Annotated in this window: 15 protein-coding genes; 2 read left to right on the top strand and 13 right to left on the bottom strand. The window is 32.7% G+C overall.

Features of this window, described 5'->3' with window-relative positions; translation table 11 throughout:
- The 13 genes from Q0486_RS04790 to Q0486_RS04730 all read right to left on the bottom strand — a co-directional run.
- Positions 1-319, bottom strand: a 319-nt coding sequence (locus tag Q0486_RS04790; RefSeq protein ID WP_299230736.1) for an alpha-galactosidase, incomplete at its 3' end; no start/stop codon positions are given.
- Between the two features lie 137 nt (positions 320-456).
- Positions 457-1,884, bottom strand: coding sequence for a sialate O-acetylesterase (locus tag Q0486_RS04785; RefSeq protein ID WP_299230733.1), 1,428 nt, complete (start codon positions 1,882-1,884; stop codon positions 457-459).
- Positions 1,885-1,899: 15 nt separating this feature from the next.
- Positions 1,900-2,568, bottom strand: coding sequence for a GDSL-type esterase/lipase family protein (locus Q0486_RS04780; RefSeq protein ID WP_299230731.1), 669 nt, complete (start codon positions 2,566-2,568; stop codon positions 1,900-1,902).
- 54 nt (positions 2,569-2,622) lie between these two features.
- Complete coding sequence (locus tag Q0486_RS04775) at positions 2,623-3,597, bottom strand: family 43 glycosylhydrolase (protein ID WP_299230729.1); 975 nt, start codon at positions 3,595-3,597, stop codon at positions 2,623-2,625.
- A gap of 42 nt (positions 3,598-3,639) precedes the next feature.
- A complete protein-coding gene (locus tag Q0486_RS04770) occupies positions 3,640-5,499 on the bottom strand; it encodes an FAD-dependent oxidoreductase (protein WP_299230726.1) in 1,860 nt (619 codons plus the stop codon).
- 17 nt (positions 5,500-5,516) lie between these two features.
- The gene (locus Q0486_RS04765; protein WP_299230724.1) at positions 5,517-8,258 is read right to left on the bottom strand and encodes a hypothetical protein; all 2,742 of its coding nucleotides are present in this window, start codon (positions 8,256-8,258) and stop codon (positions 5,517-5,519) included.
- A gap of 106 nt (positions 8,259-8,364) precedes the next feature.
- On the bottom strand, positions 8,365-10,227 hold the full coding sequence (locus tag Q0486_RS04760; RefSeq protein WP_299230721.1) for a glycoside hydrolase family 97 catalytic domain-containing protein: 1,863 nt from the start codon (positions 10,225-10,227) through the stop codon (positions 8,365-8,367).
- A gap of 9 nt (positions 10,228-10,236) precedes the next feature.
- Complete coding sequence (locus Q0486_RS04755; protein ID WP_299230719.1) at positions 10,237-13,077, bottom strand: hypothetical protein; 2,841 nt, start codon at positions 13,075-13,077, stop codon at positions 10,237-10,239.
- A gap of 77 nt (positions 13,078-13,154) precedes the next feature.
- The gene (locus tag Q0486_RS04750; RefSeq protein WP_299230717.1) at positions 13,155-14,816 is read right to left on the bottom strand and encodes a RagB/SusD family nutrient uptake outer membrane protein; all 1,662 of its coding nucleotides are present in this window, start codon (positions 14,814-14,816) and stop codon (positions 13,155-13,157) included.
- A 10-nt stretch (positions 14,817-14,826) separates the two neighbouring features.
- Positions 14,827-17,955 carry a TonB-dependent receptor gene (locus Q0486_RS04745; protein WP_299230715.1) on the bottom strand — a complete coding sequence of 1,043 codons (3,129 nt, stop codon included), beginning with the start codon at positions 17,953-17,955 and terminating at the stop codon, positions 14,827-14,829.
- A 14-nt stretch (positions 17,956-17,969) separates the two neighbouring features.
- Positions 17,970-20,255 carry an FAD-dependent oxidoreductase gene (locus Q0486_RS04740; RefSeq protein WP_299230713.1) on the bottom strand — a complete coding sequence of 762 codons (2,286 nt, stop codon included), beginning with the start codon at positions 20,253-20,255 and terminating at the stop codon, positions 17,970-17,972.
- Between the two features lie 34 nt (positions 20,256-20,289).
- Positions 20,290-21,933 carry a sodium:solute symporter family protein gene (locus Q0486_RS04735; protein ID WP_299230711.1) on the bottom strand — a complete coding sequence of 548 codons (1,644 nt, stop codon included), beginning with the start codon at positions 21,931-21,933 and terminating at the stop codon, positions 20,290-20,292.
- 156 nt (positions 21,934-22,089) lie between these two features.
- Entirely contained in the window at positions 22,090-23,106 is a 1,017-nt protein-coding gene (locus tag Q0486_RS04730; protein ID WP_299230709.1) for a LacI family DNA-binding transcriptional regulator, read from the bottom strand.
- A 650-nt stretch (positions 23,107-23,756) separates the two neighbouring features.
- Here Q0486_RS04730 and Q0486_RS04725 point away from each other — a divergent pair.
- Positions 23,757-25,199 (top strand): sulfatase, encoded by a 1,443-nt coding sequence (locus Q0486_RS04725; protein WP_299230707.1) that lies wholly within the window; start codon positions 23,757-23,759, stop codon positions 25,197-25,199.
- Between the two features lie 301 nt (positions 25,200-25,500).
- Entirely contained in the window at positions 25,501-26,388 is an 888-nt protein-coding gene (locus tag Q0486_RS04720; RefSeq protein ID WP_299230705.1) for an electron transfer flavoprotein subunit beta/FixA family protein, read from the top strand.
- Positions 26,389-26,392: the final 4 nt, after the last annotated feature.

Here is a 26,392-nt window from a genome sequence, read left to right as displayed (position 1 = left end):
TAGACCCACACGTATTTGATCCGGCTTCTGAATATATTCCGGCCTTTAGTCCTAAGGAATGAATATAGTCTGCCACAACCTTCATACCATTCGGGAAACGCTCAGGATGCGCATGCAGCATTCCAACGTCATCACGATAACCGAAAAAACCGTCATCAATATTTATATATGAATAACCTGCATCCTTAAAACCGAGTGACACCATGGCATCGGCCTGTTTTTTTATCAGAGTCTCGTTTATATTTACCCTATATGTATTCCATGAACTCCAACCCATAATAGGCGGATCAAAATTAGCAGACTGAGATGATGCTGCCATTGGTATAATAACCACAATACTTAATAAAAGAAATCGTTTAACTAAATAATAATTATTCATAAACTAAAGTTCGTTATTTAAAAGAAACTCAAAAACTAATATTATCCAACAATAACAAAAAGATAACACAGGAGATTCTATTTAATCTTAAACAGTACTGGAGAAGCTGGCAAGTTATTTTTATCATAAATATTTAAAACTGGGGTATTAGTCCATGCATATCGAATATATTTACAATCAATTCCTTCAGTATATACAATGACATGACCATTAGAAATTTGTGCCTTTACAGGTTTAAAGTTGAACCCCGAAGCACTAACCTCAAAACCATTCACTAAAGATTTGTCTTGTACACAAGAAGTACTCAAGATGGGAATAACGATATTTCCATTTTTTAATTTTGGATTTCCCAATCTTGGACTTATAGGTAATTCTTTTTTCCCATAAAATGCATTAAGAATTTCATAACATAACCTTTTAGAGACTTCATTTTTTTTCTTTGGGTGAATATTATTATTTTCACCTAAATCTGCGCTGACAGCCATTACAGTATTACGCATTGAATCACAAACGTCTTTTTGTTGTTGCCTTAGAACTGCCCAGGAGTGTTCAGTAGATGACATAGACTCTTTATAATTATAATTTGGTAATTGAACAACACCAAAAATCATTCTTTCATCACTCCACGTTTCCCTCCAATTTTCAATAAGAGAAGACAGTAGACATCCATAATCTTTGGCTATTCCACTTTTTGCATTTGCTTCTCCTTGATACCATATAATTCCTTTAATTGTATACCCAGACACCTTTGATAACATAGAATCATAAAGCCTATGAGCATTTTTATAATTAGACTGGATATTAACATCTTCTAGATCTTTCTGAAAATGACTTTTTATTTTATCAATTTTAGAATAATTTCTTCCTATCCATGATTCTATATTGGAACTACCTTGAGCTACACAAATTATTCCTATAGGCACCTTTAATTGTTTACGCATTTCCAAAGCAAAATTTACTGCAACAGCAGACCAATCAATACAATTACCGTTATACAATGAAGTCCAAGATATATCAGAAGATTTATTTATTTTTCCACCGCTTACAACATGTGCTACTTGATAATATCTTAATAAATTATCATTAGTAGATATAATTTTCTTCTTCTCTAAACTGTCAATATTAGCTATTTTCATCTGCATATTTGACTGACCGCTTGCCAACCATACATCTCCAATTAAAATATTGTTTAATATTATTTTCTCATTATTACACTCAATAATAAGATTACGAGGATTATCATCAGCTTCCTCTGGATTCAAATAAGCTACCCACCTACCATTTACATCAACATTAGCTATTGACTTATTAGTTCCCAAAGAAACATAAACAATCTCTCCCGAAGTAGCATTACCAAATATCCTTATATATTTTCCTCTTTGGAGTACCATATTATCAGTAAAAATACTTGCTATCTTCAGTGCTCCAGCATTTAATGATAAAAAGCATGTCATTATAGACAATAGGCTAATCAATAATCTATAGTTCAGAAAAAAATTACGCATACTAACTTAATATAATTATTTTTTATAAAAATATGGGGTTATCGCTTTAAACCAATTACAAGCCATTACATGTGCTCCCAATAAATTAGGATGTACTTTATCTGAAACAGTATGGATATGCCAGTCAAAACCATCACTAAGATCAACAAAAGCCACATTCTCATACCCTAAATCATCAATCATACTTTTGATTTCCTTATTTAAATCATCAATATAACTATACTTCGGAAGTTTTCCACTATTAATTACCCCTGCAACAAAGATTTGTACTTTAGGATTTATTTTTGATATTTTCATAATAATTGATTTATTGGCGGCAACAATCGTTTTAACAGGATGTTTTTCACTAAAATAATTATGTCCTGAATGTATCAATACAATATCGGCTTTATTATTCCGATATATCTCAGAAACATGTTCATCAATAAATTCTGCTGTTTTTCCACTATATCCTGAATGTCTATATTTATAATGACCGATACACACCTGTTTTTCTCCAATAAGTTCAAAATCCAAACCTGCCAAATGTAATAAATCAGAGAGAGGCCCCAAATATGAATAAAATTTTGATCCACCCTCAGTTATTGAGTCTCCAATTCCCATTATTGTTATACTTTTAGCTCTTAAATCAGCCAAGAAAAAGAAACTAGTTAAAAAAGATAATACTAAACAATATTTTCTCATATAACATTAATATTTATTACATCATTTTAGAATATTAATATCCATAAAATAATTCTAATCAAAAGATGACACGTTCCAATCATCAACCCACTCTATTTTTAACCTTCCATTTTCAATTTTTAATGGTAACCATATATATAAACTTTCAAAGGGGTGTTCAGGTTTATTTATATCAAACATCGCCACAAAACCTTCTTCTTTATCGGGTAACTTAAAAATAAAATTCGACTGTCCTCCATAACTTAATTCCGGTCCTAAATTATTATGAGGGTTTATACCTGATAGTGGATTACCAAGATTCTTCCACGGCCCAGACAATGTTTTTGAAGAATACGATCGTGCTGCGTTAGGCTTCCAGCCTGTTGATCCGGATGCTAACATATAATACATTCCTTGATGCTTGATTATGGCAGGAGCTTCAGTAGCCCTTACTATACCTTCACACTCAATGTAATTTCCTTCTGGCATTAAGTAATCGTCAGTCATTTTACAGAAAACCATTTTTTTTGTTGGTTTGTGTACAGCAAAATGATACAACTCTCCATCATCATCCTTATATATGGCAAAATCTCCTGTTCCATTTGCCGAATTTCCACCAAGAAACTTATGACTATAAACAAATGGACCAACAGGACTACGTGATGTCGCCACACCAACATAACCTACATCCGACCCCATTCCTCTCAAATATAATTTAAAAAACATAATAAACATATTGGTTTTCTCGTTATATACAACTTTAGGGCGATCAGAATTACATTCATGAGTCAAATCCTGATTTTCTGGTCTGTCCAATGAAATCATCATTCCTTGATCATACCATTTATTAAAATCATTTGACGCATAACAATGAACACCTCCATCAGCATGTGTCTTCTCTGATAAACCTTCTATTTTATGTTCACCATACCAATAATATACCCCTCCATAATAAAGAATATTTCCTCCATGAGCGTTTATGATGTTGTTTCTTGCATCAAACCACTTTACTCCAGATTTAATTTGTGACGAAGATATTATTGGGCACAAAACAGCTATAACTAAACTTATAAATAATCTCATAACAGAATTTTATTTTACAGGTAGTTCACCTAATGTTTTACCTTCATTATACTTTTGGTTGTTTTTTAAATTCTTTCTTCCGATCCCCTCTTTCATTAAAGTCTTCAATTCATCAAGATATTGCCAATATATACCACGGGGTAAGACATTATTTTTTTTACACAAATATGCAGCCATACCAACAACTTCCCCCAACATACCGGTAGTTCTCATTACACGTGTTGTTCCTAACGCCACATGGGTAACACTAATATTACGACCAGCCATAAATAAATTTTCGATATTACGAGAATATAAGCAACGGTATGGAACTGGATAATAATGAATTGCAATATGTTTAGCTATTGATTTAAACTCAGTATTTGGAAAATTCTTACTGTTAGCAGGATCTGGATAATGTAAATCAATAGACCAAGTGGTAGAAGCTGTTGCATCTTCATGAATTACACTTTTCCTTAAATCGCTTTCCTTAAGAATATAATCTCCTAGCAAACGTCTAGACTCACGTTTACCTGAAATATATGCAACCCAACCTAATTTTCTTTTCAAATATTTATCATTATCTTTTAATTCATTCTTTAAAAAACTCCAATTAGAAAAAACTACCATTAATCCATAATCTCTTATTCTCTCAAAATCATTAATCTGATTGTAATTCATTCCTGTCTCCCATGTCCACTCGCCCATAGTTACTTTTTCACAATTTTCATTATTGAAATTTATTCCATATTTAAACAATGGGAATTTCGTTCTTTTATCTGAAAGTTGTGAATACCATTGCACTGATGCCCCCATAGTCAAACTATCCGGTAACTCAGGAGCAGATTCTTCAAAATATTCATTATAGCCTTCTCTTCCCATGGCATAGTGAGCACCTGAAAGGTAACCAACAGTTCCATCTCCCGTACAATCAGAGAATAAAGGTGCGTAAAATTCTGTCTTTACTCCAGTTCTAATATGTTCCCCTATGACACTTACAATATGATTGCCTTGCTTTTTAACTTCTACAACACGAATATTAGCAAACATTGTTATATTTTTTTCATTATTTATTATAGAATCTTTCTTTTCATCCTCATAATAAAATCCAGGTTTAGCATTACCAAATCTTGTTGGTCCAAATTCTTTGATTAAGTTTCCTAAATTATTATAAGGACCGACCTCTATTCTACCTCCTAAATGCACTCTTACTTCAGAGCTATTGTTACCACCTAACACTGGACGATCATTGATCAGCGCTACTTTACAACCGAGTCTGGCGGCAGAGACTGCAGCACAAATCCCTGCAACGCCACCTCCTACAACCACAAAATCAAAATTATACTTTGCTGATTCTGAATTATTTGGTTGAACATTTTCTTTGAAAGCCTTCAATTCCTGCACATCTTCAGGCGGAACATCATTTTCATCTTTTGTAAAATAAATAGCATCACAACGCCCATTAAACCCCAATATATCTTCTAATGACAACTTAGTACGAATATTATTAATCTTTACTTTCCCAGCATATTGCCACTCCCATTTTTCTCCAATATTTCCTACAACTGAAAGCCTTTTATCAGCTACTTTTAAACGATATCCACCTGGCCCCTTTCCTGAGAACCATGGAGATGTCCAATTGAACGTACGGATAAAAACATGATATAATCCTGTAGACGGGAAATCTACTATCGTATTGGCATCATTTACCTTTTCCCCCATTCCATGAGCCATCAAATAAGGAGATCCCATTATATCCATAAATTGTTGATCAACAACCCAACCACCATTATCATTAAAACTTTCTGCTTCTACGTATAATTTGTCCGCATAAATTATATTAGAAAAAACAAATAATGACACGATAAATATATAAAATCTTCTTTTCATAATTCAAATAGTAAATTTTATTTTTCTAGTTGTACATTTTCCCTTTCCACCTTTCCATTTTTTCTATGAATAACCATCTCAAAATCAATTTTATCCATTGATTGTTCTATCGGAAATGAAAATTCGTATGGAAAGTTATTATCTATTTCATTTAATTCTATATTATCTTTTTTCATATTCAGACATACCTTTTCAATCGTAGAATCATCATCTTGTAAATATATATACAGATTTTTAAGGTTCTTCCCAAAATCTAAAACCATTGCTCTGAGTCCACCTATTTTGCCTTCATAGTAGGTATTCCATTTCTTCTCGGATTTCTCAGAAAACACATTTTGAAACTCTAAATTCTTCTTAACGTTTTTAATTACATATGCTGTAAGTCCATGAGGTTCAACATTAATGTCAAGAAATCCATCTCTCAATATACCTGTACGGATATATTTACCATTTTTATATTCTTCGTATGTATAAGAGTTATTATTAAATATCTCAACTCTATTAGTATCAAAACTAATGCGAGATCCTATATTCTCATTGCTTTGGTTCGAAAAGGCAATATAAAAATTATTTTCATCCATTGCTGACAAATAATTCAGTTCTTTATCAGCTCCTTTAACCAATCCATTTGGAATCCAAAGAGAAACATTGTCATATTTATAAAAACTTCCCTTCTTTACACCATATATCTTTGTTTGCAAATAGGCATAACCTTCTGCATAAACACTAGGAAAAAAAATCTTTTCGTCTGATTTATGCCAAAAATCCGTAATTAAGAAATCATATAGCATAGAAACCATAGGCATTGGATGATTATAATGGAAAGAACTTACACTTAATTCATCCCATGGTCTCAATGGAAAATCCACTTTCTCATAGGCTGTTGTTCTTTTAGTGTTTATATGATAACCTGGGAAATTACAGTATCGTCCAACGACTGCAGACCTAGCTATATCCTTCAAAAAAGTATCACCGGTATAATGTGCTATACGATACATGTATGGAGCATGATGAGCCATAAAAACAGCACGATGCCCGATACTAGTTGTAGAGCTTTCAGCCAACAATCCAATTTCCGACAGACGCCAAGCATCAACATATTCTTCTTTAGCTTCTTGCTGTGGAATTCCTTTGGATTTTAGATACCAATAATGTGGTGCCTTACCATTTTCATTTACAAATACTTTAGACTTAGGTATTGCAGGACACATCCATATATACATTGCATATTCGCATGCTCCTTTATAAGCTGCATCAAGAAATATTTTATTCTTTGTTTCCTCATACAACTCCAATAAATTTATATATTTAGGTGTATATGAAGTCCAAAAAAATTGTTTATCAAGTTTTTTATTTTCTAAAGGGAGTTCCTCATTGATATACTTTATCGCCCCACTAACAGCTGATTCCAAATATTTCTTATCATTTGTATATCTAAATAAATCAAGGTCATCACTCCAAGATTTTGTTTGCATTTTTTCTCTCTTTTTTTTACATAAATCCAATAAAAAAGAATTCGTGTTTCCTGTCATATAACCAACCATAGACATTTCATTTATTGTAGCGCAAGGTCCTGTCATCTTTCTGGAAGGGTTCTGTATCTTTTGCTTTTTATCTAAACAGAACAAAGAATTTTCACGTGACAACATAAATTCAGTTATAGGTAAAGCTCTTGATTCATACATTTTTTTATCGTCAGATATTATAGCTATTTCAAAAGGATGTAAAGCACTCACATTTTTCACTGAACCAGGTACATCTGTCGAATACGAACAACCTCTAAGGCTATCAATAAAACAACTATAATCACTAAGGATGTATTTTGATATATTATCAATAGTATAATTTAAGTTACAAATTTCATTTCTCCTATAATCCTTAAAACCGTAAATCTTTTGAGCCACATTCTTATATGTTTTAGTTATACCTTCATTCTGCACATAAGTATAAAAACAAAATTTGTAAGTTTCTCCTTTTTCTCTAAAAGATTCAACACCGCCTAACACAGGAGCAGCTATCATAGGAGATAGTGTATTCTCCTTTAGACCTCTGAGCAGAACTCCAAAACGACTATTATATCTAGTCGGTAACGGTTCAAAAGGAAATTCATCAGGGCTAGCAACAACCCCCCATGTAGTACCGTCAGATTCTATAAAAGTTGCAGGTAAAGAACAGCTAAAAGCCAATGACAGATAAGAATCCTTCGGAAACCGCTGCTTTTGCCAAACCAACGGTTGATAAATATTAGCTATATCTTGGGTACCTTTTCCCGGTGCACCTGTATAAATCAAAGAATAATATCCTTCTTTTAGTGGAGTAAATTTTATATCAAAGCTAATTATTCCATTATCAATCGGATACGACTTTACTTTCAGGACTCCAATTGACTTCTGTGGATACTCCCAATATACAGTATCATTTATGCAATAAGATACTTTTGAAACATATTCAAACCTTTCCCCTGCAGAAAAATAATTAAATGTTTTTCCTTCCATCGAAGCAGACATAGATTCATCTATTCCATCTCCACCTTGACTCTTGTTTTGCTTTATTTTTACATTTTTTGTCTTAACTATAGATTTCCAAATTGGGGCATAATATCTGCACTCAGGTAAATTTCTCAATTCCAACTGTGGATTATCATGCCTGTATAATACTACAAAATCACCAGAAAAACTAAAATCGGACTTGTTAGCAAAAACAGTAGTTAGACACAAATTAAATAATATAAATATTTTCAAACATAAAGTATTCTTCATAAAATATATTTTTAATGTTACAAAGATTTTGTTTAGCAAATATTACTTTCAAAGTTCAAACAACTATAGAAATCTATCAATGTAGAAACAAATATCACCTTATTAATCATTTTAGAACAAACACAGCACCACCTTCGGGCGCCAATGTTAATGTAATTATAGATTTTAATTTGTTTATTCTTTTAAAAGGGACTGACGGTAAACGTGACATCTTAGATTTTCTATGACCGTTCATAGGTAATAACACCTTTTCAGCAGCTACATCATCAATAAGTGCATAACTTTCTGACAGATTTGTTATAAAATCATTTAAGTTCAGATTAATACATTTTGTTGTCTTTTCGCCATTCAAAATTCCAATATACCATTCTTTACCTTTCCGTTTTGCAATTATTGCTATTTTCTGAATTTCACTTGGCGGTAAAACCCTAACCTCATCCCAAACAGTAGGTACAGTACGAATAAAGTCAAGTGCCGGTGTCAAGTATTTATTTGTAAGCAATAATTCCGGATCCTCCGCTATTACCTGTAATGGTGAATCAAAACAAATAAGTGTAGCTAATTGATGGGCGAATGTTGTACTTCCAGGAACAGTAAAAGATAAAGGTGTATAATCACCATGACCAACAATAAATCTGGTAAAAGGTAATGCTGCATTATGATATGCAGGAATAAAACCTTCTTTCATTTTATTCAATTCCATTCCCCGAATTCCTTCTCTAGTTATTTCATTAGGATAAGTATAGGATTCCCCCGTCGGTTTATGACAACCGTGGAAGTTTACTAGTAAAGAACGTTTTGCACACTCTTCCAATAAACGAATTTCAAAATCAATAACAGATTTTGCCTCACTGTCCATAAAATCAACTTTAATACCTGCCGCACCAACATTTTTTACAGAATCTAAAAATAATCTCATATTTTTATAATCTTCTTTAGGATTCAACAATTGTTTTGAATGTTGCCACAGGAACAGTCTGACTCCTTTATTTTGAGCATAAGAGACCAAATCATGAATAGTTGCCCAATTATCATTCCATAATCTCCAGCCTTCATCTATTGTAGAATAATTGAAATTAAGTAAAGCTGCATCATCAATCATTTTTTTCTCCTCATCGGGTGTACCTACCCCTTTACTGAACCAACTCCAAACACTCTTACCTGGAATTATATAAGACTTTTCCGAAAATAAACGGTTATCTGGTTTCGGAGCTAAAGAACATGTCATGTTCTGATTAACTAATTCATTTAAATCTTTAGCAAAACCAATAACTCTCCATGGAGAATTATATTTTCCTTTAATTATAAAGCCAGAACCAGCCTCAGTAAAGTCAGCTTTTAAGATGTTATCAGAAGTAACTTTCAGGCGCATTCCACTATAATTAAACAAACCAACTTCTGTTATAAATCCGTATTCACCACGAGGCAAACGAAATACAATAGGAAGCCCGTGCGTATCTGAAAATGATTTGTCTATAAGATTCGATATATCACAACTCTCCCATACCCCTGCATAAGACTTCAATTTCCAAGCATTTTTACGTTCAAAATACCACACTGAAGTTGTTTTTGGTAACTTCCAAGAAGAAAATTCTCCTAATATTAATTTTTCACTGTCAGAAGCGTCTTCATATCTAAAAGCAAATGAATTATTAAAAAATCTTAATCTGATTTTTGTTGACAAATCTTTTTTATGTAATAAATATTCATTATACTCATTATTTAAATCAACAGTTGTAATACACAAATCATCATTAGAATTTATAGAAAAACAGAATCCTTTGCCAAAAGTTCCCATTTCAATTTGAACGGTATCTTTGAGACTAGTAAAAACTTTTATGTTCCATTCTCCATTAATTTTACTAAAAATTACATTTGAACTTTTCTTAGGTGATGATAACTCTATTGTCTCTTGGGAAAATACCCAAGAGACAATAAAAGTAAAGAAAAAAGATAAAATCAATTTCATATACCAATTTTATTTCTTTAACTGCAATTCTTTACTAGTAACTGCTGTACCATCATTTTTAATTTGTTTTACTTTAAAAGTAATATCATTATCTCCGTCATTAATTGGTACAGTAAATTCAAACGGATAATTGTTCTTAATCATTGTTTTCCATTCTTGACCATTAATACTATACTGCAAGTGTACCTTATCAACCCCTTTATCATCAGAATTAAGATATATAAATGCTGAATTTATATCTTTGGAAATACGTAAAGCAACTCCTGTGAGTCCTGAAACATTATCTTTAACATAGTCTTTACTCCATGGTTGGGATTTATACTGCATCTTTTCACGGAAACTTGATTTTACCTTAAGATTCTTAAAATATAATACTGTTATACCTCGTGGCAAAACTTCTACTTCTGTTATTCCATTATTCATTTTTATTGATGAAGATTTCCTATTCTGTTTCCATACTTCAACATCATAAGTTTTATCAAAAGAAGAGACAAACAAAGATTTATCAAAAGCCAATTTCTTATTCTGTTTCACTGCACTCTGATTCAACAGGACTAAAAAGAAACCTTCATTATTATATCCTGAAATATAGTTTAATTCACCTGTATCTTCTTTAAATAAGCGTTGAGGAATAAATAAGTTTACATCATCATTTTCATATACCTTTCCTGGTAAATAGCCATAAAAACGACTTTGTAAATACGCAAATCCTTCAATAAATTCAGCAGGAAAATCTATCTTACCTTCAGATTTGACAAAAGCATCCGTAACCAAATAATCTGATAGAATATTCATGTGAGGCCAAATATGATTAAAATGGAAAGAATTAACACTTAATTCATTATATTTATGATAAGGATAATCTTTCTTCTCATAAACTGTAGTTCTAGCTGTATTAATATGATAACCAGGGAAATTGGAATAACGTCCTATCACCGCAGAACGAGCTATATCCTGCAAAAACCCATCTCCAGTAAGATAACCTATACGTAACATCCACGGAGCGTAATTAGTCATAAAAATACCACGATGTCCAGTTGATGTTGTAGAACTTTCTGGAGTCAGTCCAATTTCAGAAAGACGCCATGCATCAACCTCTTCACAAGGAGCATCCATTCTTTTATACCCTTTTCCTTTTAAATAAGCATAATGAGGAGCCTTTCCCTCTGGATTTACAATAACTTTTTCATTTGGTATTTGAGGGCAAAGCCAAACAAACATAGCATACTGTCTAAGAGACTTATGAGCCGCCTCCAAATATTTTTTATTTCCTGTATGCTCATACAATAAAAACAAGCTTGACCAATCTGGAGTAAATCCTGTCCAAAAAAAACATTCTTCATCACCATACTTAAATTTAGTTTGAGGAGTATTTACACGTTCTTCTAAATACTTATCCGCACCAACACATGCTTTATCAAGCCATTCTTTTTCGTTTGTTGCTCTATAAATAGCCAAAGCATTTTGCCATCTATCTCCAAAATCGACCTTATCCAAATTACGAACTCTATCTCTACTGTATTCTTCTTTTGCAAGATCTATTAAAAACTTATTTGTTCTTCCAGTAATATTATACAAAGCGGTCAATTCACTAATTGGAGCACAAGGTCCATTCAAACGACGAGAAGGATATTGTATACGTTGCTTAGGATTTAAACAAAACAAAAATTTTTCACGCGACAATCCATACTCTATCATTGGATAAGCACGTTTCTTGAAAACATCCTCTTTTCCGGCCAAATAAGAAATCTGCAAAGGATTTAAAGCTGATACATTTTTTACAGCTCCAGGAGCGTCAGTTGAATAATTGCACCCTTTTAGACTATCTTCAAACAAACTAAATGCGCTCATGCCATAATCTATCATATTGTCTAATGTTTGATTCAATGAACCTAATACATTATGACGATAATCTTTAAAACCATATAAATTTCTTGCTATTTCCTCATAAGCATTTGAACAATCTCCCTCTTTAGCATAAAGACGTACTTTAAAAGTAAAAATATCACCACTATGCATTTTTGACTCAGCTCCACCTAAAACAGGTGCAAATATTTGAGGCTGCATTTCGCCATTTAAATTACATAGAGCTATTCCAAAGCGACTATTAGAAGCCGTAGGAAGTGGATTGAATGGAAATTCTTTACTATCTGCTACAACACCCAATGTTACACTATCATTAGTAACTAAAGTTGTTGGTAAAGGACATCTATATGCCAAGGTCATATATGGCTTTTCCGGGAATCTACGTTCTTGCCAAATAAGTGGTTGCCAGATTTCTTGTACACTATTTTTATTAAATGAAGGGCTACCTACATAACCAATCGAAAAATATCCTGAAACTTTAGGATTAAATGTGTATGATAAAATAGGATATTCTTGGTTTAACAATATATAGGCTGACAAATCCCCATATTCATTTGGAACAAAACTTATTTTAACAGTATCGTTATTTGATTTTACTTCCTTGACCTTAAAATCTTTTTGGATAGCAACAGAATAAAGATTTGCCGTTACAACATTTCCCTTTTTATTCAATATTGCATCATCAAAACCATCTCCATATTGTTCATCAGTACGCTCTGTATAATCTAAAATATCTTTATTTGAGGTTTTCCAAACCGGAATATTATAAGCAACATTTTCAATTCCGGAAGGATGTGCACTTAGTTCAGGGTCAGCAGAACTATAAAGTAACTTAAAATCAAGTTTATAGTTGTAAGCTTTTCCTTTTATATTACATATAATATTTGAATCATGCATCTGAAAATTACTTCCTTCATTACGTGCACATCCAACAACTCCCAAAAGAGAAAATAAAAAATATACTTTTAAAACATTTTTTATCATAACACATTTCTTTTAATTATTCAGACATGAAGATGATTCAACTATCTCCATGTCTGAATGTATAACAACATTTTATTTTAATAATTAGGATTCTGTACCAACTTATTATTAACATCCATTTCTTTTTGTGGTATTGGCCATAAATAATCACGATCCTTATTAAACAATCTAGTTTGTAATGGCTGAAATACCGTTTCTTGATTTGTATATCTACCTATACCATATTCATCGAACACTGGAATTCCAGGATTAAACCAATATTCTTTCTTTTTTCTTCCAGGTATTTTTCCAGGTAATACATACTCTGCTATTTTCCATCTACGAATATCGAAAAGTCTTAGACCTTCACCAGCCAATTCAATCTTTCTCTCATTACGGATCAATTCACGCAGTTTATCAACAGATGTCTCTGTTATTTCAGGCATACCAGCACGCAATCTTACTGCATTTAACGCATCGTATAAACTCTGATCAATCTCACCTTTTTCAAGCTTGGCTTCAGCATAAGTTAATAAAACTTCAGCGTAACGGAGTAATATAAAATTAAGAGTTGATTTTTTCACATCGTCAACTGTATAATCACAATATTTACGGAACAAAAAACCAGTATGGGAAGCATAAGCATTAGTTACTTCCTGATTCTGAATTCTTTCTTCTTTATCACCCACAATTTTTGAAGCTAACAAACTGTCTGGATGAGTTTCATATCTAACCCCCTTATGCCATGTCCCATCACAAATAATAGAAGCCTTTAAACGAGGATCTCTATTTTCGTATGGTTTAGCCTGATTGTAAAGAGGTGACTGATCTATTCTCAAACCATCAATACAATAGTATGAATCCAACAATGAGACTGTAGGCTGAATTAACGCCCAACCATTGTGATTTCTCGGACCTAATATTAATGGGTTAGAATTATATTGAATTGACGGATGAAAAGGAATATCTAGTATAACCTCGTTACATCTTATTCCATTTACATTAAACAAATCCTCATAATTAGGATATAAATCTATTCCACTTTCATTTTTATTAATTATTACTGATTGTGAAGCTGCTATGGCCTCATCATACAATCCGAAACGTAATGCCAAACGAGCGTGTAAGGCATAAGCTGCCCATCTTGTGGCACGTCCTTCGTTATCACTATCCCATTTTACAGGTAATTTTTTTTCAGCAAATTTCAAATCTTCCAATATATTACTCAATATTTCAGACTTATCAGTTCTAGGTAACATTCCATCATTTACAGAAGTTATTTCATTAACGACCCAAGGAACGTCTCCAAAAAGACTTATAAGTTCACCATAAGCATAAGCTCTTAAAAACAGAGCTTGACTTAATGCTACATCTCTTTCTGTATCAGTAGCACCTTGAACTTTTGTTATATTATTAACTATTCTATTGCATCTAGCAATATAAGTATAAAAATGATTCCAAGTACTACCAAATATACCTGTTGAAGGAGTGTGGTTTCCTATAGAGATGCTCTCAATATCCCCTCCATAATTTCCTCTTATGCGCACAGCATCTGTTGCTCCATCCAAAAATAAATATTCAGATACATTGTTACCTAAATAATACAAAACACGATATGCATTATTTATTGCCAAATCCAGTTCTGTCTTAGTCTGTAAAAAACTCTCACTTGAAGGTTTATCTGTAGGAAAACGATCCAAATAATCTGCACATGAAGTAAAAGTACAAATTATAAATAATAAAAAATATATCTTTTTCATATTCTCTTAATTAAAATGTTAAATTTACTCCAACAGCATAAGTTGTTGTCAATGGATAATTATTTATATCTCCAGTAGGTGACTCCGGATCTATACCTTTAGGCATTTTATGAAAAGTAAACAAATTATTACCAGTTACATAAATCCTTAAATTTTGAATATTAATCTTACTAATTATGTTTTTAGGTATAGTATAACCAATAGTAGCATTTTTCAAACGTAAATAAGAGGCATTATACATCCAAAAATCAGAAGTTTGGAAATTATTATGACTCGTATTTGCAATTAATCTTGGATAACTGGCATTAGGATTATCTTCTGTCCAACGATCCAACTGCCATGTTTGAATTTTTCCTCCACTATAAAATGCCCAAACAGAATTTTTATTCAAAAAGACATCTCTTTTTCCTACTCCCTGTAAGAAACAAGAAAAATCAAAGCCCTTATATTCCAAACCAAAATTTATACTATAATTATATCTTGGTATATTCGAACCCATAACGACACGATCATCAGCATTTATTACACCATCTGCTTTATCTGGGACACCATCTCCATCTGTATCTATTGTCAATTGGTCTTTATACTTGATATCACCTAATCCATAATTACCAATTTGTTTTGCATGATTCTCCAATTCTTCCTCAGTTCTAAACAATCCCTCTGATTCATAACCATAGTAAGCATCAATAGGATATCCTTCTTTCCTAATAGTATATGTACTAATAAATGGACCAGCATCTTTTAATGAAGTTATCTCATTCTTAACATCAGACAAAATAAAACCTATACTATAAGATACCGCACCAATCTTATCACGATAACTTAAGTTTAAGTCCCAACCTTGATTTCGTACAGTTCCCGCATTCTGATAATTGGCACTTAAACCTATATTTCCCGGTATTGGCAACTGTAAGAGGATGTCCTTCGTATTTCTAATATAATATTCAAAAGAGCCTGACAATCTATTATTGAAAAATCCAAAATCCAAGCCAAAATTCAATGATTCACTAGTTTCCCAAGTAATTGTAGAATTTGGCATAGTAGTAATAGCCGCTCCACTTACTATATTACCTCCAAAGACATAACCCATATTAGACAAATTTACGGTAGACAAATAAGGATAATTTCCACCAATATTTTGGTTTCCTAATTGTCCCCAAGATGCACGTAGTTTCAAATTTGACAAAAAGTCAAGTTTTTTCATAAAATTTTCCTCCGAAAGACGCCAACCCAAAGAAAATGATGGGAAAGCTCCCCAACGATTATTCCTCGCGAAACGGGAAGAGCCGTCATATCGTAAATTAGCTTCGAACAAATATTTTGAAGCAAAAGCATAATTGAAACGGCCAAAATAAGAACGTAATGCCCATGACCCGGAATTTCCATCATTTTTCATATTTTCTAATGAACCGGATGTCATCTCAGAATAATCAGGGAATGTGAAATTCTCTCTATAGGCACTCAACCAATTATTTGTATAATCTATTTGTTCAAAACCTAATAACAGACTCAAATCGTGTTTCTTTATAGTCTTTGAATATGAAGATGTTATTGTCAAGAAATTTTTCTTTGTTTTACTTTCTTTTTGGTCTAAAGTACTAGTAGGATTAACTACGTAAGTAGGTTCATCAAAACCTGGTGAATAATAATTAACTGGCTTAGTAAAATTTTTCGATGATGTTTGTGTAAACTCTGGTGAATAAGATAAATTAATATTCCAATCTTCAACAGGTGTAATAATAGCCGAAAAATTCCCAATAAAATGATTAGTTTCACTTTCACTATATCCTCTAAATAATGCTCCGTATGGAGAACTTGCCCCCAATGAATTTGCAGCAACTCTTCCATCAGATAATTTAGCAGCATATATAGGGGCAAGTCTGTTTACACCAATGAATATTCCACTTGCTGCATCTTCGCCCAAAGCAGGAGTATCACTTGTAGATCTTCTTAAACCCAAGTCAAAACGGAAACGTATATATTTATTTAATTTATAGTCATTATTAATTCTAAAATTATATTGCTTATAATTAAATCCATTAACAATACCATTCTGATCATTATACATAAACATGGCTCTAGACATCAGCTTTTCTGTTCCTCCACTGATACTTATAGAATGTTTTTGCTGAAAGCCTGATTCTGTATACATAAACTTTTGCCAATCAACATCTGGATATTTATCCGGATCAGAATTCTTATTCTGCAAATATTCTTTTAAATATTCTGGTGAATACAACTCCTGTTTATCTTCATTTCTCATAGCTTCATTGTGCATCTCCATATACGTGTAACCATCTGTAAACTCTGGTAGTTCAGTAAAAGACTGCCAACCGGTGTATAAACTATAATCTACCTGAAACTTCTGATTACTTTTACTTCTTTTGGTTGTTACAAGAATTACACCATTAGCCGCACGAGAACCATATATTGCTGATGAAGATGCATCCTTCAAAACAGATATATTTTCTATCATCGCAGGATCTATTGCATCTATATTACCTTCAACACCATCTATTAAAACCAATGGAGATGAATCTCCCAAAGTCCCTATACCTCTAATTCTTAATGTAGAACCGGCACCTGGTCTACCTGTTGAATTAGTGACTGTTAACCCAGAACTAACTCCTTGTAATGCTTGAGAAGTCATGCCAACAGGTTTATTCAATAAATCAGAAACATTTACACTCTCAACAGCTCCAGTAAGATTAACCTTTTTCTGCACAGCATACCCTACAGCTACAACTTCATCCAACATTTGTGTACTAGGTTTCATTTTGATAGAAAGAGATGAAAAACTCTTAATCTTAATTTCTTGAGTTTCATAGCCCATGAAACTAATCATGATAACCTCTCCTTGACTTACTTCAAGTTCAAAAGAACCTGTTAAATCAGTAATTGTACCTCTTGATGTTCCTTTTAAAGTTACATTTGCTCCTATTACAGGTTCACCATACTCATCATAGACAATACCTGTAATCTTTCCACTAGTTTGTTGAACTACAGTATTAGTACTCATATCAGTACCTACAGAATAAGATACCAACGGAGACAAGCTAAAGAAAACGACTCCCAAAGTCTTATAAACTTTAGCAAAGCGATTGGCTTTAATAAAACATTTTTTTTCTGTTTCCATAATATCAATATAAATTAACAACAATATATTCCTAACAATGAAATCAAATTATCTTCATCAGAAATGAATTCTATTCTCAAATAATCAGTTATGCAAACTCTTTTCAATATTACAGAACAAATGCCCTGATGATTATTATCATTCTGAAAAAGTAAATTATTGTATTTATCATATATCCTAAATCTTTTGACGCAATATGGCATTATATTGTCATAGTGGCCATATTGAACTGTTTCCATTGGATGATCATAATCTACATCAAAAAATAAATTTATCTTATTTATCTTTTGAGGAGTATTCCATTTCAAAATTACTGTTGGCGTTTTATCATTAAAATCAGCAACCCATGCATTTGTTCCTAAGAAAGGACGATAATATGAAGTTTTCAACTGTTCTATTCCATAAAGATAAATAGGTGAATAAAATTCCAAGGCTAAGTTCTTACCTTCAGGTCTTCGTTTTGGACACCAGAATTCAAAAGATTCTACACCAATACCTTCTGGAGGCATTTGTTTTCCATAATTTGAAACAGCAATATTAACTTGATTGAAAACAGTTAAAATACCAGTTAGAACAGTATTACTCTCAGCAAGTTTTACCAATGGATTTTTCATGAAACATAAAAAAACATAAGTTTCATCATTAAATTCAGTACTAAAATCCAATTTAATCTTCTGTTCACCTTTTTTTAATGATATTTCAATATTTTCTAATATCACTTCTGGGGTATAATTACCTTCTTTAATACTTTTCCTTAATTGAATCTGAAGTCGTGTTTCTTCATCTGCGAAAACTTTTAATGATACAGTTGGAAGCTTACCTCTAATAGGAAATAATTGAGCCATAGATTCCTTTAGAGTGATATAATTCCCATTAAAATCCAACTTCTTCAAATTGAATGTACTACTAACTTCAATATGTGCAATATTTATAAGATTATTTTTATCCTCAATTTTCAGCCAAGGAATATGCTGACCTATAGCTATAAGTTTTGTTTGTAAGGTTTTAATTAATTCAACATCCGTATAATCTATGGGATTGCGATGTTCTTTTACACATAATGCAGCAGCCATACCTATTGCTTGTCCCCCATGAGCAGAGGTACACATTACTCTAGTAGAACCATTGGCAACATGTGAAACACTTATTATTCTACCACCAAACATAAGATTCTCAACATCTGCAGTCACATAACATCTAAATGGAATCTGATAAATACCTTTCGAATGCCATTGGTTACAAGCCCTACCTGAAGCATAAACACCATCTGAAGGATGCAAATCAATAGACCACCCTCCATATGCAACAGCATCATAATGTTCATGTTGTTCGATTATATCTTGCTGAGTTAATGTATACAAACCTTTAAAACGTCGACTTTCACGCTTACCAGGAATCAATCCTACCCACTCTAAAGTATAATTTTTCATTTCTGGGAATTTCCCTGAATTTTTTATATATCCCCATATACCATAAACTACCTTCCATAGTTCATATTTTATTTTTTCAGTATCATGAATCGTATCAAGTCGTCCACCATATTCAATCCACCAATACTTACATCCATGATGATTGATGTTAAAATATTCTGGATTATATATTTTTGAAATACATTGTTCTACATTTTTAATTGCAAAATCAGGTGTTACATATTCTACCGGACTACCAGTATCTTTCATATAAAAGAAAATGGTATGCCCTAGAAGTTCTCCATATACTTCTTTATCAGGAGAGAATCCCTCATTATACACTTCTTTATCTTCTGCCCCCATACGATAAGAGGCACCTGACAAATAAGAGACTATTCCATCTCCTGAACAATCAGCAAATATTTCTCCTTTTATTTCATATTTGGTTTCCACCGATGGATTATATGCCAAGATTTCACTGATTCTGTTAGGAGAAGACTTCTTAATATCATATACTATTGTATTCAAGTATAAAGTTATATTAGGCTCTGATAAAACTTTATCCATTAAAACCATATCAAATAATACCGGATTTCCCTCTTTATTACGATATGTGTTTTCAACTAATATTTCATTTATTACTCCTCCTTCACGGGCCCAACGGTTATTATTTCCCATGTGAGAGGTTGCTCCCAATGCCCACAAACGGACTTCACTGGAAGCATTTCCTCCCAATACAGGACGATCCTGAATTAGTCCAACCTTTATACCTGAACGTGCTGCTGTAATAGCACAACAAACACCAGTCAATCCTCCGCCTACCACTACCAAATCGTAGTTCCTTTGAACTTTTTTAACGGTTCTATTATCTAAAAATCCTTGAAATTCCATAGTCTATAATTTAACAAATACAAAAACAATCTAATTATTTCTTACAAGACTTACTCAACAATAAAATACCGAATACTGCTATACATACACCGACAGAAACGGGAACAATAACCAAGTTTTCCGCTAATAACCCTAATAATAAAATAACAACTCCTGATACTAAAATACCAATACCTAGAATTTTACGTGTAAATCGATTTTCTTGTTCTTCATCATCGTTTACATTAATAGATGATTTATGTTCCTCAGATAAAATATATTCTTGAGTTGTCGTTTTCACATTTATCAACAACAATTCAGATATTAAAAGCAGAAGGACAGGAGTAATAGTTCCTAATAACATTTCCATCTCACGGTTTAATGATAAATTAAACAATACCGGCGAAATAAACTTAAAGAACAAATTAATACCCAAACTTATGAATGTTACACTTAAAATAGATTTTGCGGTTTGACGTTTTGAAAACAATGACCAAATAATAGGTAAATAAATAGGAACCCCTGTCAATGCTGCCACGCTAAGAACAACATTTACAATACCTCCCATTGACTGAATCAATAAAGCTATTATTACAGCTAATACTCCAAAACATAAAGTTGAAATACGGGCAACTTTCATAAGTGTCTTTTCTCCAGTTTTGGGATATATACGTTTAAAAATATCATTTGTGAAAACTCCAGCAGATATATTTAATGTAGCATTTAATGAACTTGCTGTAGCAAAAATCATTCCACCTAACATAAGTCCCAATAATCCATCAGGCATAGCTTCCTTACACATCAACAGATAGGCATTCTCATTTTGAAGACCCTCTAAACCTGGATTATATATACGATAAATCATAGGAGGCAGCATCCATAAGATAGGACTTATTAAATATAAAGAGCCAAATAACCAACCTACTTTTTTAGCTGATTTTTCAGTACTAACAGAAGTATAACGCTGAACATAAGCCCAATTACCTCCTAAGAAAAACATGTTGTAAATACAAAAGGCAAAGATAAACCCAGGTGTGTATTCACCTCTAAACACATCGAAAAAACCTTCAGGAGCTTTCTGAAACAAAGTATCTATACCACCAATCTTATCAAATGATAATGGAACAACTATAATAACAGCAGCTGTTAATATAACAAATTGTAATACATCTGTTACAACCACACCTCGTAAACCACCGATTGCAACATAAATCATACTAAACACACCTAATGCCAGAATTGAAGTCGTTAAAGGTATACCTGCAGATACTTCAACAATCTTTGCAACTGGATATAAAAATGAACCTGTAGTAAAAATAGATACAGCTAAAAATACATAAGTATAAAGCTTCTGAATATTAGCACCATATCGATTAGTTATATATTCCGCTGCTGTCAAACAATGAGTACGATGCCATCTTGGTGCAATCCAAGTACCTACAACAAACCCTGCTATTGCCATAGTTAATTGTATTACTATTGACACTAATCCCAATGAATAAGCAATTGAACCCCATACAACAAAAGTACCAGCAGAAAAAAATCCCATAAATAATGATAAGCCACTCATACCCCACGGAACATTACCGCCACCGGCAAAAAAACTTTTCATATCTTTTCCTGTTTTGGAAAAAGAAACACCTGTTATTAAAACTCCTATAGAAAATAGTAAAATGGTAATAAAATCTAAAGTATTCATATATGTTTTTTTAGTATTAAATCTATTATTTGCATTATTCTGTAATGCAATATTATTTTTTTAGTCACTGTAAAACAAGCATTTATAGAAATAAATCATCGGGAACGTTACCGGTAACGTTCCCGATGATTTACATATTCATCCAATCAATGAATATCACCTAGAAGATGAAGCTCTAATATTTAATGTGGCATCTAATCTAACTAAAGAGAGATTTGATTTTAAAGGCGATTTGATTTGTTCAATCAAAAGCTTTGCGGCAACTTTTCCCATTTCATAATTAGGTTGCACCACAGATGTCAATGGAGGATCAACAACTGATGCCAATTGATCTTCACTAAACCCGACCAAAGCAATATCATCAGGAATTCGTAAATTATTTTTTTTGATAACATTCATTGCACCTATAGCAACAGGATCATTAAAAGCAAAAATTGCATCTGGTATATTATATCCTGACGACAAAAACTTTTCCATTGCCATAACACCTTTTTCCATTAAAACTCCTGCCTCTACAATATAATTTTCATCAATTTTATATTCATACTTCTTAAGAGCATCAAGATATCCAGCCTTACGTTCTTCTGTCAACGGAAGATTCCTTGGTCCAGTCAAATGCATAATTCGTTTACATCCTGACTTGATTAAATGCTCTACAGCTTGGAAAGCCATTTTTCTATCATCTACAATAACTTTGGAAGCCTTTGTATGTGGACAAACCCTATTAAAAAAAACAATTGGTATGCCAGAATCTATGATACGACGATATTCTTCAGCATTACTTCCCTCTCTAGTAATTGACAATAATATTCCTTCAACCATATTACCTTCTAACAAACACAAGTTTTGTAATTCATTCTCTAATGATTCGTTTGACTGAGTAATCAACAACTGATAATTCTCTTCATACAAAACATCTTGTATTCCTAATATTATACGAGGAAAAAAACCGCTAGTAAATTCAGGTATAACCAATCCAATAACACCAGAACTTTTATGTTGAAGATTTTGAGCTATTAAATTAGGGCGATAATTTAATAATTTAGCAGTTTCAAGAACTTTGGCCTTTGTCTCGCTATTAATTTCCCAACTATCATTCAAGGCTCTAGAAACTGTTGATGTAGATAAACCTAAATATTTAGCAATATCTTTTATTGTAGTATATTTCTTCATTTTATGGTAAATATTTTATAAGTGACTATCAATAAAACAATCTATTAGTTTATATATAATCATGTATATATATAAGGCCAAATATTGTTGCAATTTAGTATATATTTAAAAGCTAATTATTTTATCATCTATAAAAATACAAAAAATAATAATTGGCAATTTATAAAAAAAATGTAATATACAAACAAATAATTTATATAAAAAAACAACATTAAATATTACCTATTAGTGGAATACGTAGGGATGAAGCTATTTTACGTCAGTCATTTTGTTTTCTACGAGAGATAAGATTAAAAAATTCTTTTCTATACTTCTGCAATTTAGCAAACAGTAAGGAATCACTCTTAATTCCTGCTGATTGTGAAATCATATTCAACACAATTACTTAAGAAAAGATAGTAGTATCACGAAATAACTCCTATTTTAAGAATATTCCCTAATTAATTTACCTAATTATCTACCACTCACTTGCATATATTCAGATATTTTGCGAATATTGCATATAAGTTGTAAATAGCTTAATTGTTTAAATGCGTATAATTTGCTAATAATCAATAATATATAAAACCTTTATACACATATTTGTTTTATCATTTTAATTCCACATAGATATTATTGTAATAAATATTTTCAACTTAAACTAAATTATCATGCAAAAAGTTAGTTTACTTATCAATGGAGCCTTATTGTTGTATCCTTTAATTGGGATTAAAGCAGAAAAAGCAATTGAAAATGAAGATAGGAAAAATGTATTGTTCATCGTTTGTGATGATTTAAGGCCTGAATTGAATTGCTATGGTCAGACACATATAAAATCACCATATATAGATTCATTAGCAAATGTAGGTACAGTTTTTGACAGGGCATATTGTAATATTGCCGTGTCTGGAGCATCACGTGCAAGCCTTTTAACTGGACTTCGACCTACTAAAAGATGTTTTGCTGCTTGGAATGCTCGTGTTGACGTTGATGCTCCAAATACGGTAACCCTGAACAGGTATTTTAAGGAAGCAGGATATATTACCATAGCCAATGGTAAAATTTATCACCATCAGGACGATTCTGAAATGAAATATTGGGACAATGTAATGACACCTGAACATGATACCCCAATGGGTTACCATACGGACGTAAACCTGAAACAAATGGAACTAAAGGAAGCAAACCCAAAACAAAAGAGAGGTTATTACTATGAATATTCCAATACCGACGAAAGCAATTTCCTTGATTGGAAAATTGCAGAAAAAAGTATCAATGACTTGTATGAACTAAGTAAAAGCAAAAAACCTTTCCTGTTGGCTGTTGGTTTTATAAGACCGCATCTTCCGTTCATTGTACCTCGCAAGTATTGGGATATGTATGAACATGATAAAATCAAGATACCTGAAAACTATGTGTTGACTAGCGACAGTAACATTCCGAGATTGGCACTGAACAATTGGTCAGAATTAAGACAGTATTCCGGTATCCCATCTTCAGGTCCAATGGATGAAGAAACCGCAAAAATGATGATTCATGGATATTACGCTTCTGTATCGTTCGTTGACCGTCAGATAGGCAGAGTTCTCGAAGCTTTGAAAAAGACCGGATTAGACAAAAATACTACTATAGTATTGATTGGTGATCATGGTTGGAGTCTTGGGGAACATGGCTTGTGGTGTAAGCATAGTATATTCAATACATGCCTTAACGCAACTATGATAATAAAATCACCTTCACAAGAAAAAAGCAGGAGATGTGGTGAGATTGTAGAATTCGTTGATCTATATCCAACTATGTGTGATGCAGCAGGACTGAAAAAGCCTGAACACCTTGAAGGTAAAAGTTTGTTACCTTTTGTAGAAAATGGAAAATCTTGTAGTAAAGGATATGCCGTATGTAGATGGGCGAACGGTTTTACACTCATAAAAGACAACTATTTCTATACTGAATGGAGAGACAAGAATGATAAAATCCTGGATAGAATGCTGTTTGACCATTCTATTGACAAATCTGAAAATCATAACATTTCAAATGTTGGATCAAATAAAATACTTATTGATAAATTAAGTAAATTCTTGGTAAAACATAGAGGAGAACATTATTTTGAGTAGAAAGCTTACAAAAATGGTGTATTGACTTACATGGCTCTTTCCCATACTTCGTGCTAAATTTAAAACTCGAAGAAGTATCATGATAACGATAAGTTAAATATCATGGAACAGGAAGAACTTATAGAAAATACACTCAGATGCAAGACACTGTAACCTTTAATAATAATGATTTTGGCAAATATCGTAGCTTTTGCTCATTTCTATTCATTTTGTGCATATTTTGTTGTATTTCGTTTTGTAGTATAAATGCTTTCATTAAATTTGCCGTCAGAAAATTACTAATACCAAAATATTTTATCTAATGAGTTTAAAAATTGTAGTATTGGCAAAACAAGTTCCTGATACTCGTTGTGTTGGGAAAGATGCCATGAATGCAGACGGAACAATTAACCGCTCTGCTCTTCCGGCAATTTTCAACCCGGAAGACTTGAATGCCTTGGAGCAGGCTCTCAGACTGAAAGACGCTCATCCTGGTTCTACTGTGACTATGCTTACTATGGGTCCGGGTCGTGCTGCAGAAATCATTCGTGAAGGTTTATATAGAGGTGCTGACAATGGATATCTGCTTACAGACCGTGCTTTTGCTGGTGCAGATACACTGGCTACTTCTTATGCTCTTGCAACTGCCATTCGTAAAATTGGCGAATATGACATCATAGTTGGTGGCCGTCAGGCTATCGATGGTGATACAGCTCAGGTTGGCCCTCAGGTAGCTGAAAAACTGGGATTGCCTCAGATTACATACGTAGAGGAAATTCAGGATGTGAAAGACGGACGTATCCGTGTGAAACGCCATATCGACGGTGGTGTGGAAACTGTAGAAGGTCCATTGCCTATAGTATTGACAGTAAACGGTAGTGCTGCTCCTTGCCGTCCGCGCAATGCGAAACTGGTTCAGAAATATAAACGTGCTCTTGGCGCACAGGAAAAGGCTGCCATTACAAAAGAAGGCGCTGAACTTCCATACGCTTCGCTTTACGAAAGCCGCCCGTATCTGAATATCACTGAATGGAGTGTAGCTGACGTAAACGGTGATACAAAGCAGTGCGGTCTGTCAGGCTCTCCTACAAAAGTTAAGAAGATTGAAAACATTATCTTCCAGGCTAAGGAAAGCAAGACTATCACAGGAAGTGATGCTGATGTAGAAAACCTTATTGTTGAACTTTTGGCTAACCACACTATAGGATAAGACT

Source organism: uncultured Bacteroides sp. (assembly GCF_937912035.1).
Classification (GTDB): domain Bacteria; phylum Bacteroidota; class Bacteroidia; order Bacteroidales; family Bacteroidaceae; genus Phocaeicola.
Note: the sequence above shows the minus strand (reverse complement) of the source record. Positions and strands in the feature narration are given on the sequence as shown.

Bases quoted from the DNA above. Each gene is read 5' to 3' on its own strand.
- Q0486_RS04745 (WP_299230715.1), bottom strand. From the start codon at position 17,955: ATGGAAACAGAAAAAAAATGTTTTATTAAAGCCAATCGCTTTGCTAAA.
- Q0486_RS04760 (WP_299230721.1), bottom strand. From the start codon at position 10,227: ATGAAATTGATTTTATCTTTTTTCTTTACTTTTATTGTCTCTTGGGTA.
- Q0486_RS04785 (WP_299230733.1), bottom strand. From the start codon at position 1,884: ATGCGTAATTTTTTTCTGAACTATAGATTATTGATTAGCCTATTGTCT.
- Q0486_RS04765 (WP_299230724.1), bottom strand. From the start codon at position 8,258: ATGAAGAATACTTTATGTTTGAAAATATTTATATTATTTAATTTGTGT.
- Q0486_RS04735 (WP_299230711.1), bottom strand. From the start codon at position 21,933: ATGAATACTTTAGATTTTATTACCATTTTACTATTTTCTATAGGAGTT.
- Q0486_RS04770 (WP_299230726.1), bottom strand. From the start codon at position 5,499: ATGAAAAGAAGATTTTATATATTTATCGTGTCATTATTTGTTTTTTCT.
- Q0486_RS04780 (WP_299230731.1), bottom strand. From the start codon at position 2,568: ATGAGAAAATATTGTTTAGTATTATCTTTTTTAACTAGTTTCTTTTTC.
- Q0486_RS04730 (WP_299230709.1), bottom strand. From the start codon at position 23,106: ATGAAGAAATATACTACAATAAAAGATATTGCTAAATATTTAGGTTTA.
- Q0486_RS04740 (WP_299230713.1), bottom strand. From the start codon at position 20,255: ATGGAATTTCAAGGATTTTTAGATAATAGAACCGTTAAAAAAGTTCAA.
- Q0486_RS04725 (WP_299230707.1), top strand. From the start codon at position 23,757: ATGCAAAAAGTTAGTTTACTTATCAATGGAGCCTTATTGTTGTATCCT.
- Q0486_RS04750 (WP_299230717.1), bottom strand. From the start codon at position 14,816: ATGAAAAAGATATATTTTTTATTATTTATAATTTGTACTTTTACTTCA.
- Q0486_RS04755 (WP_299230719.1), bottom strand. From the start codon at position 13,077: ATGATAAAAAATGTTTTAAAAGTATATTTTTTATTTTCTCTTTTGGGA.
- Q0486_RS04720 (WP_299230705.1), top strand. From the start codon at position 25,501: ATGAGTTTAAAAATTGTAGTATTGGCAAAACAAGTTCCTGATACTCGT.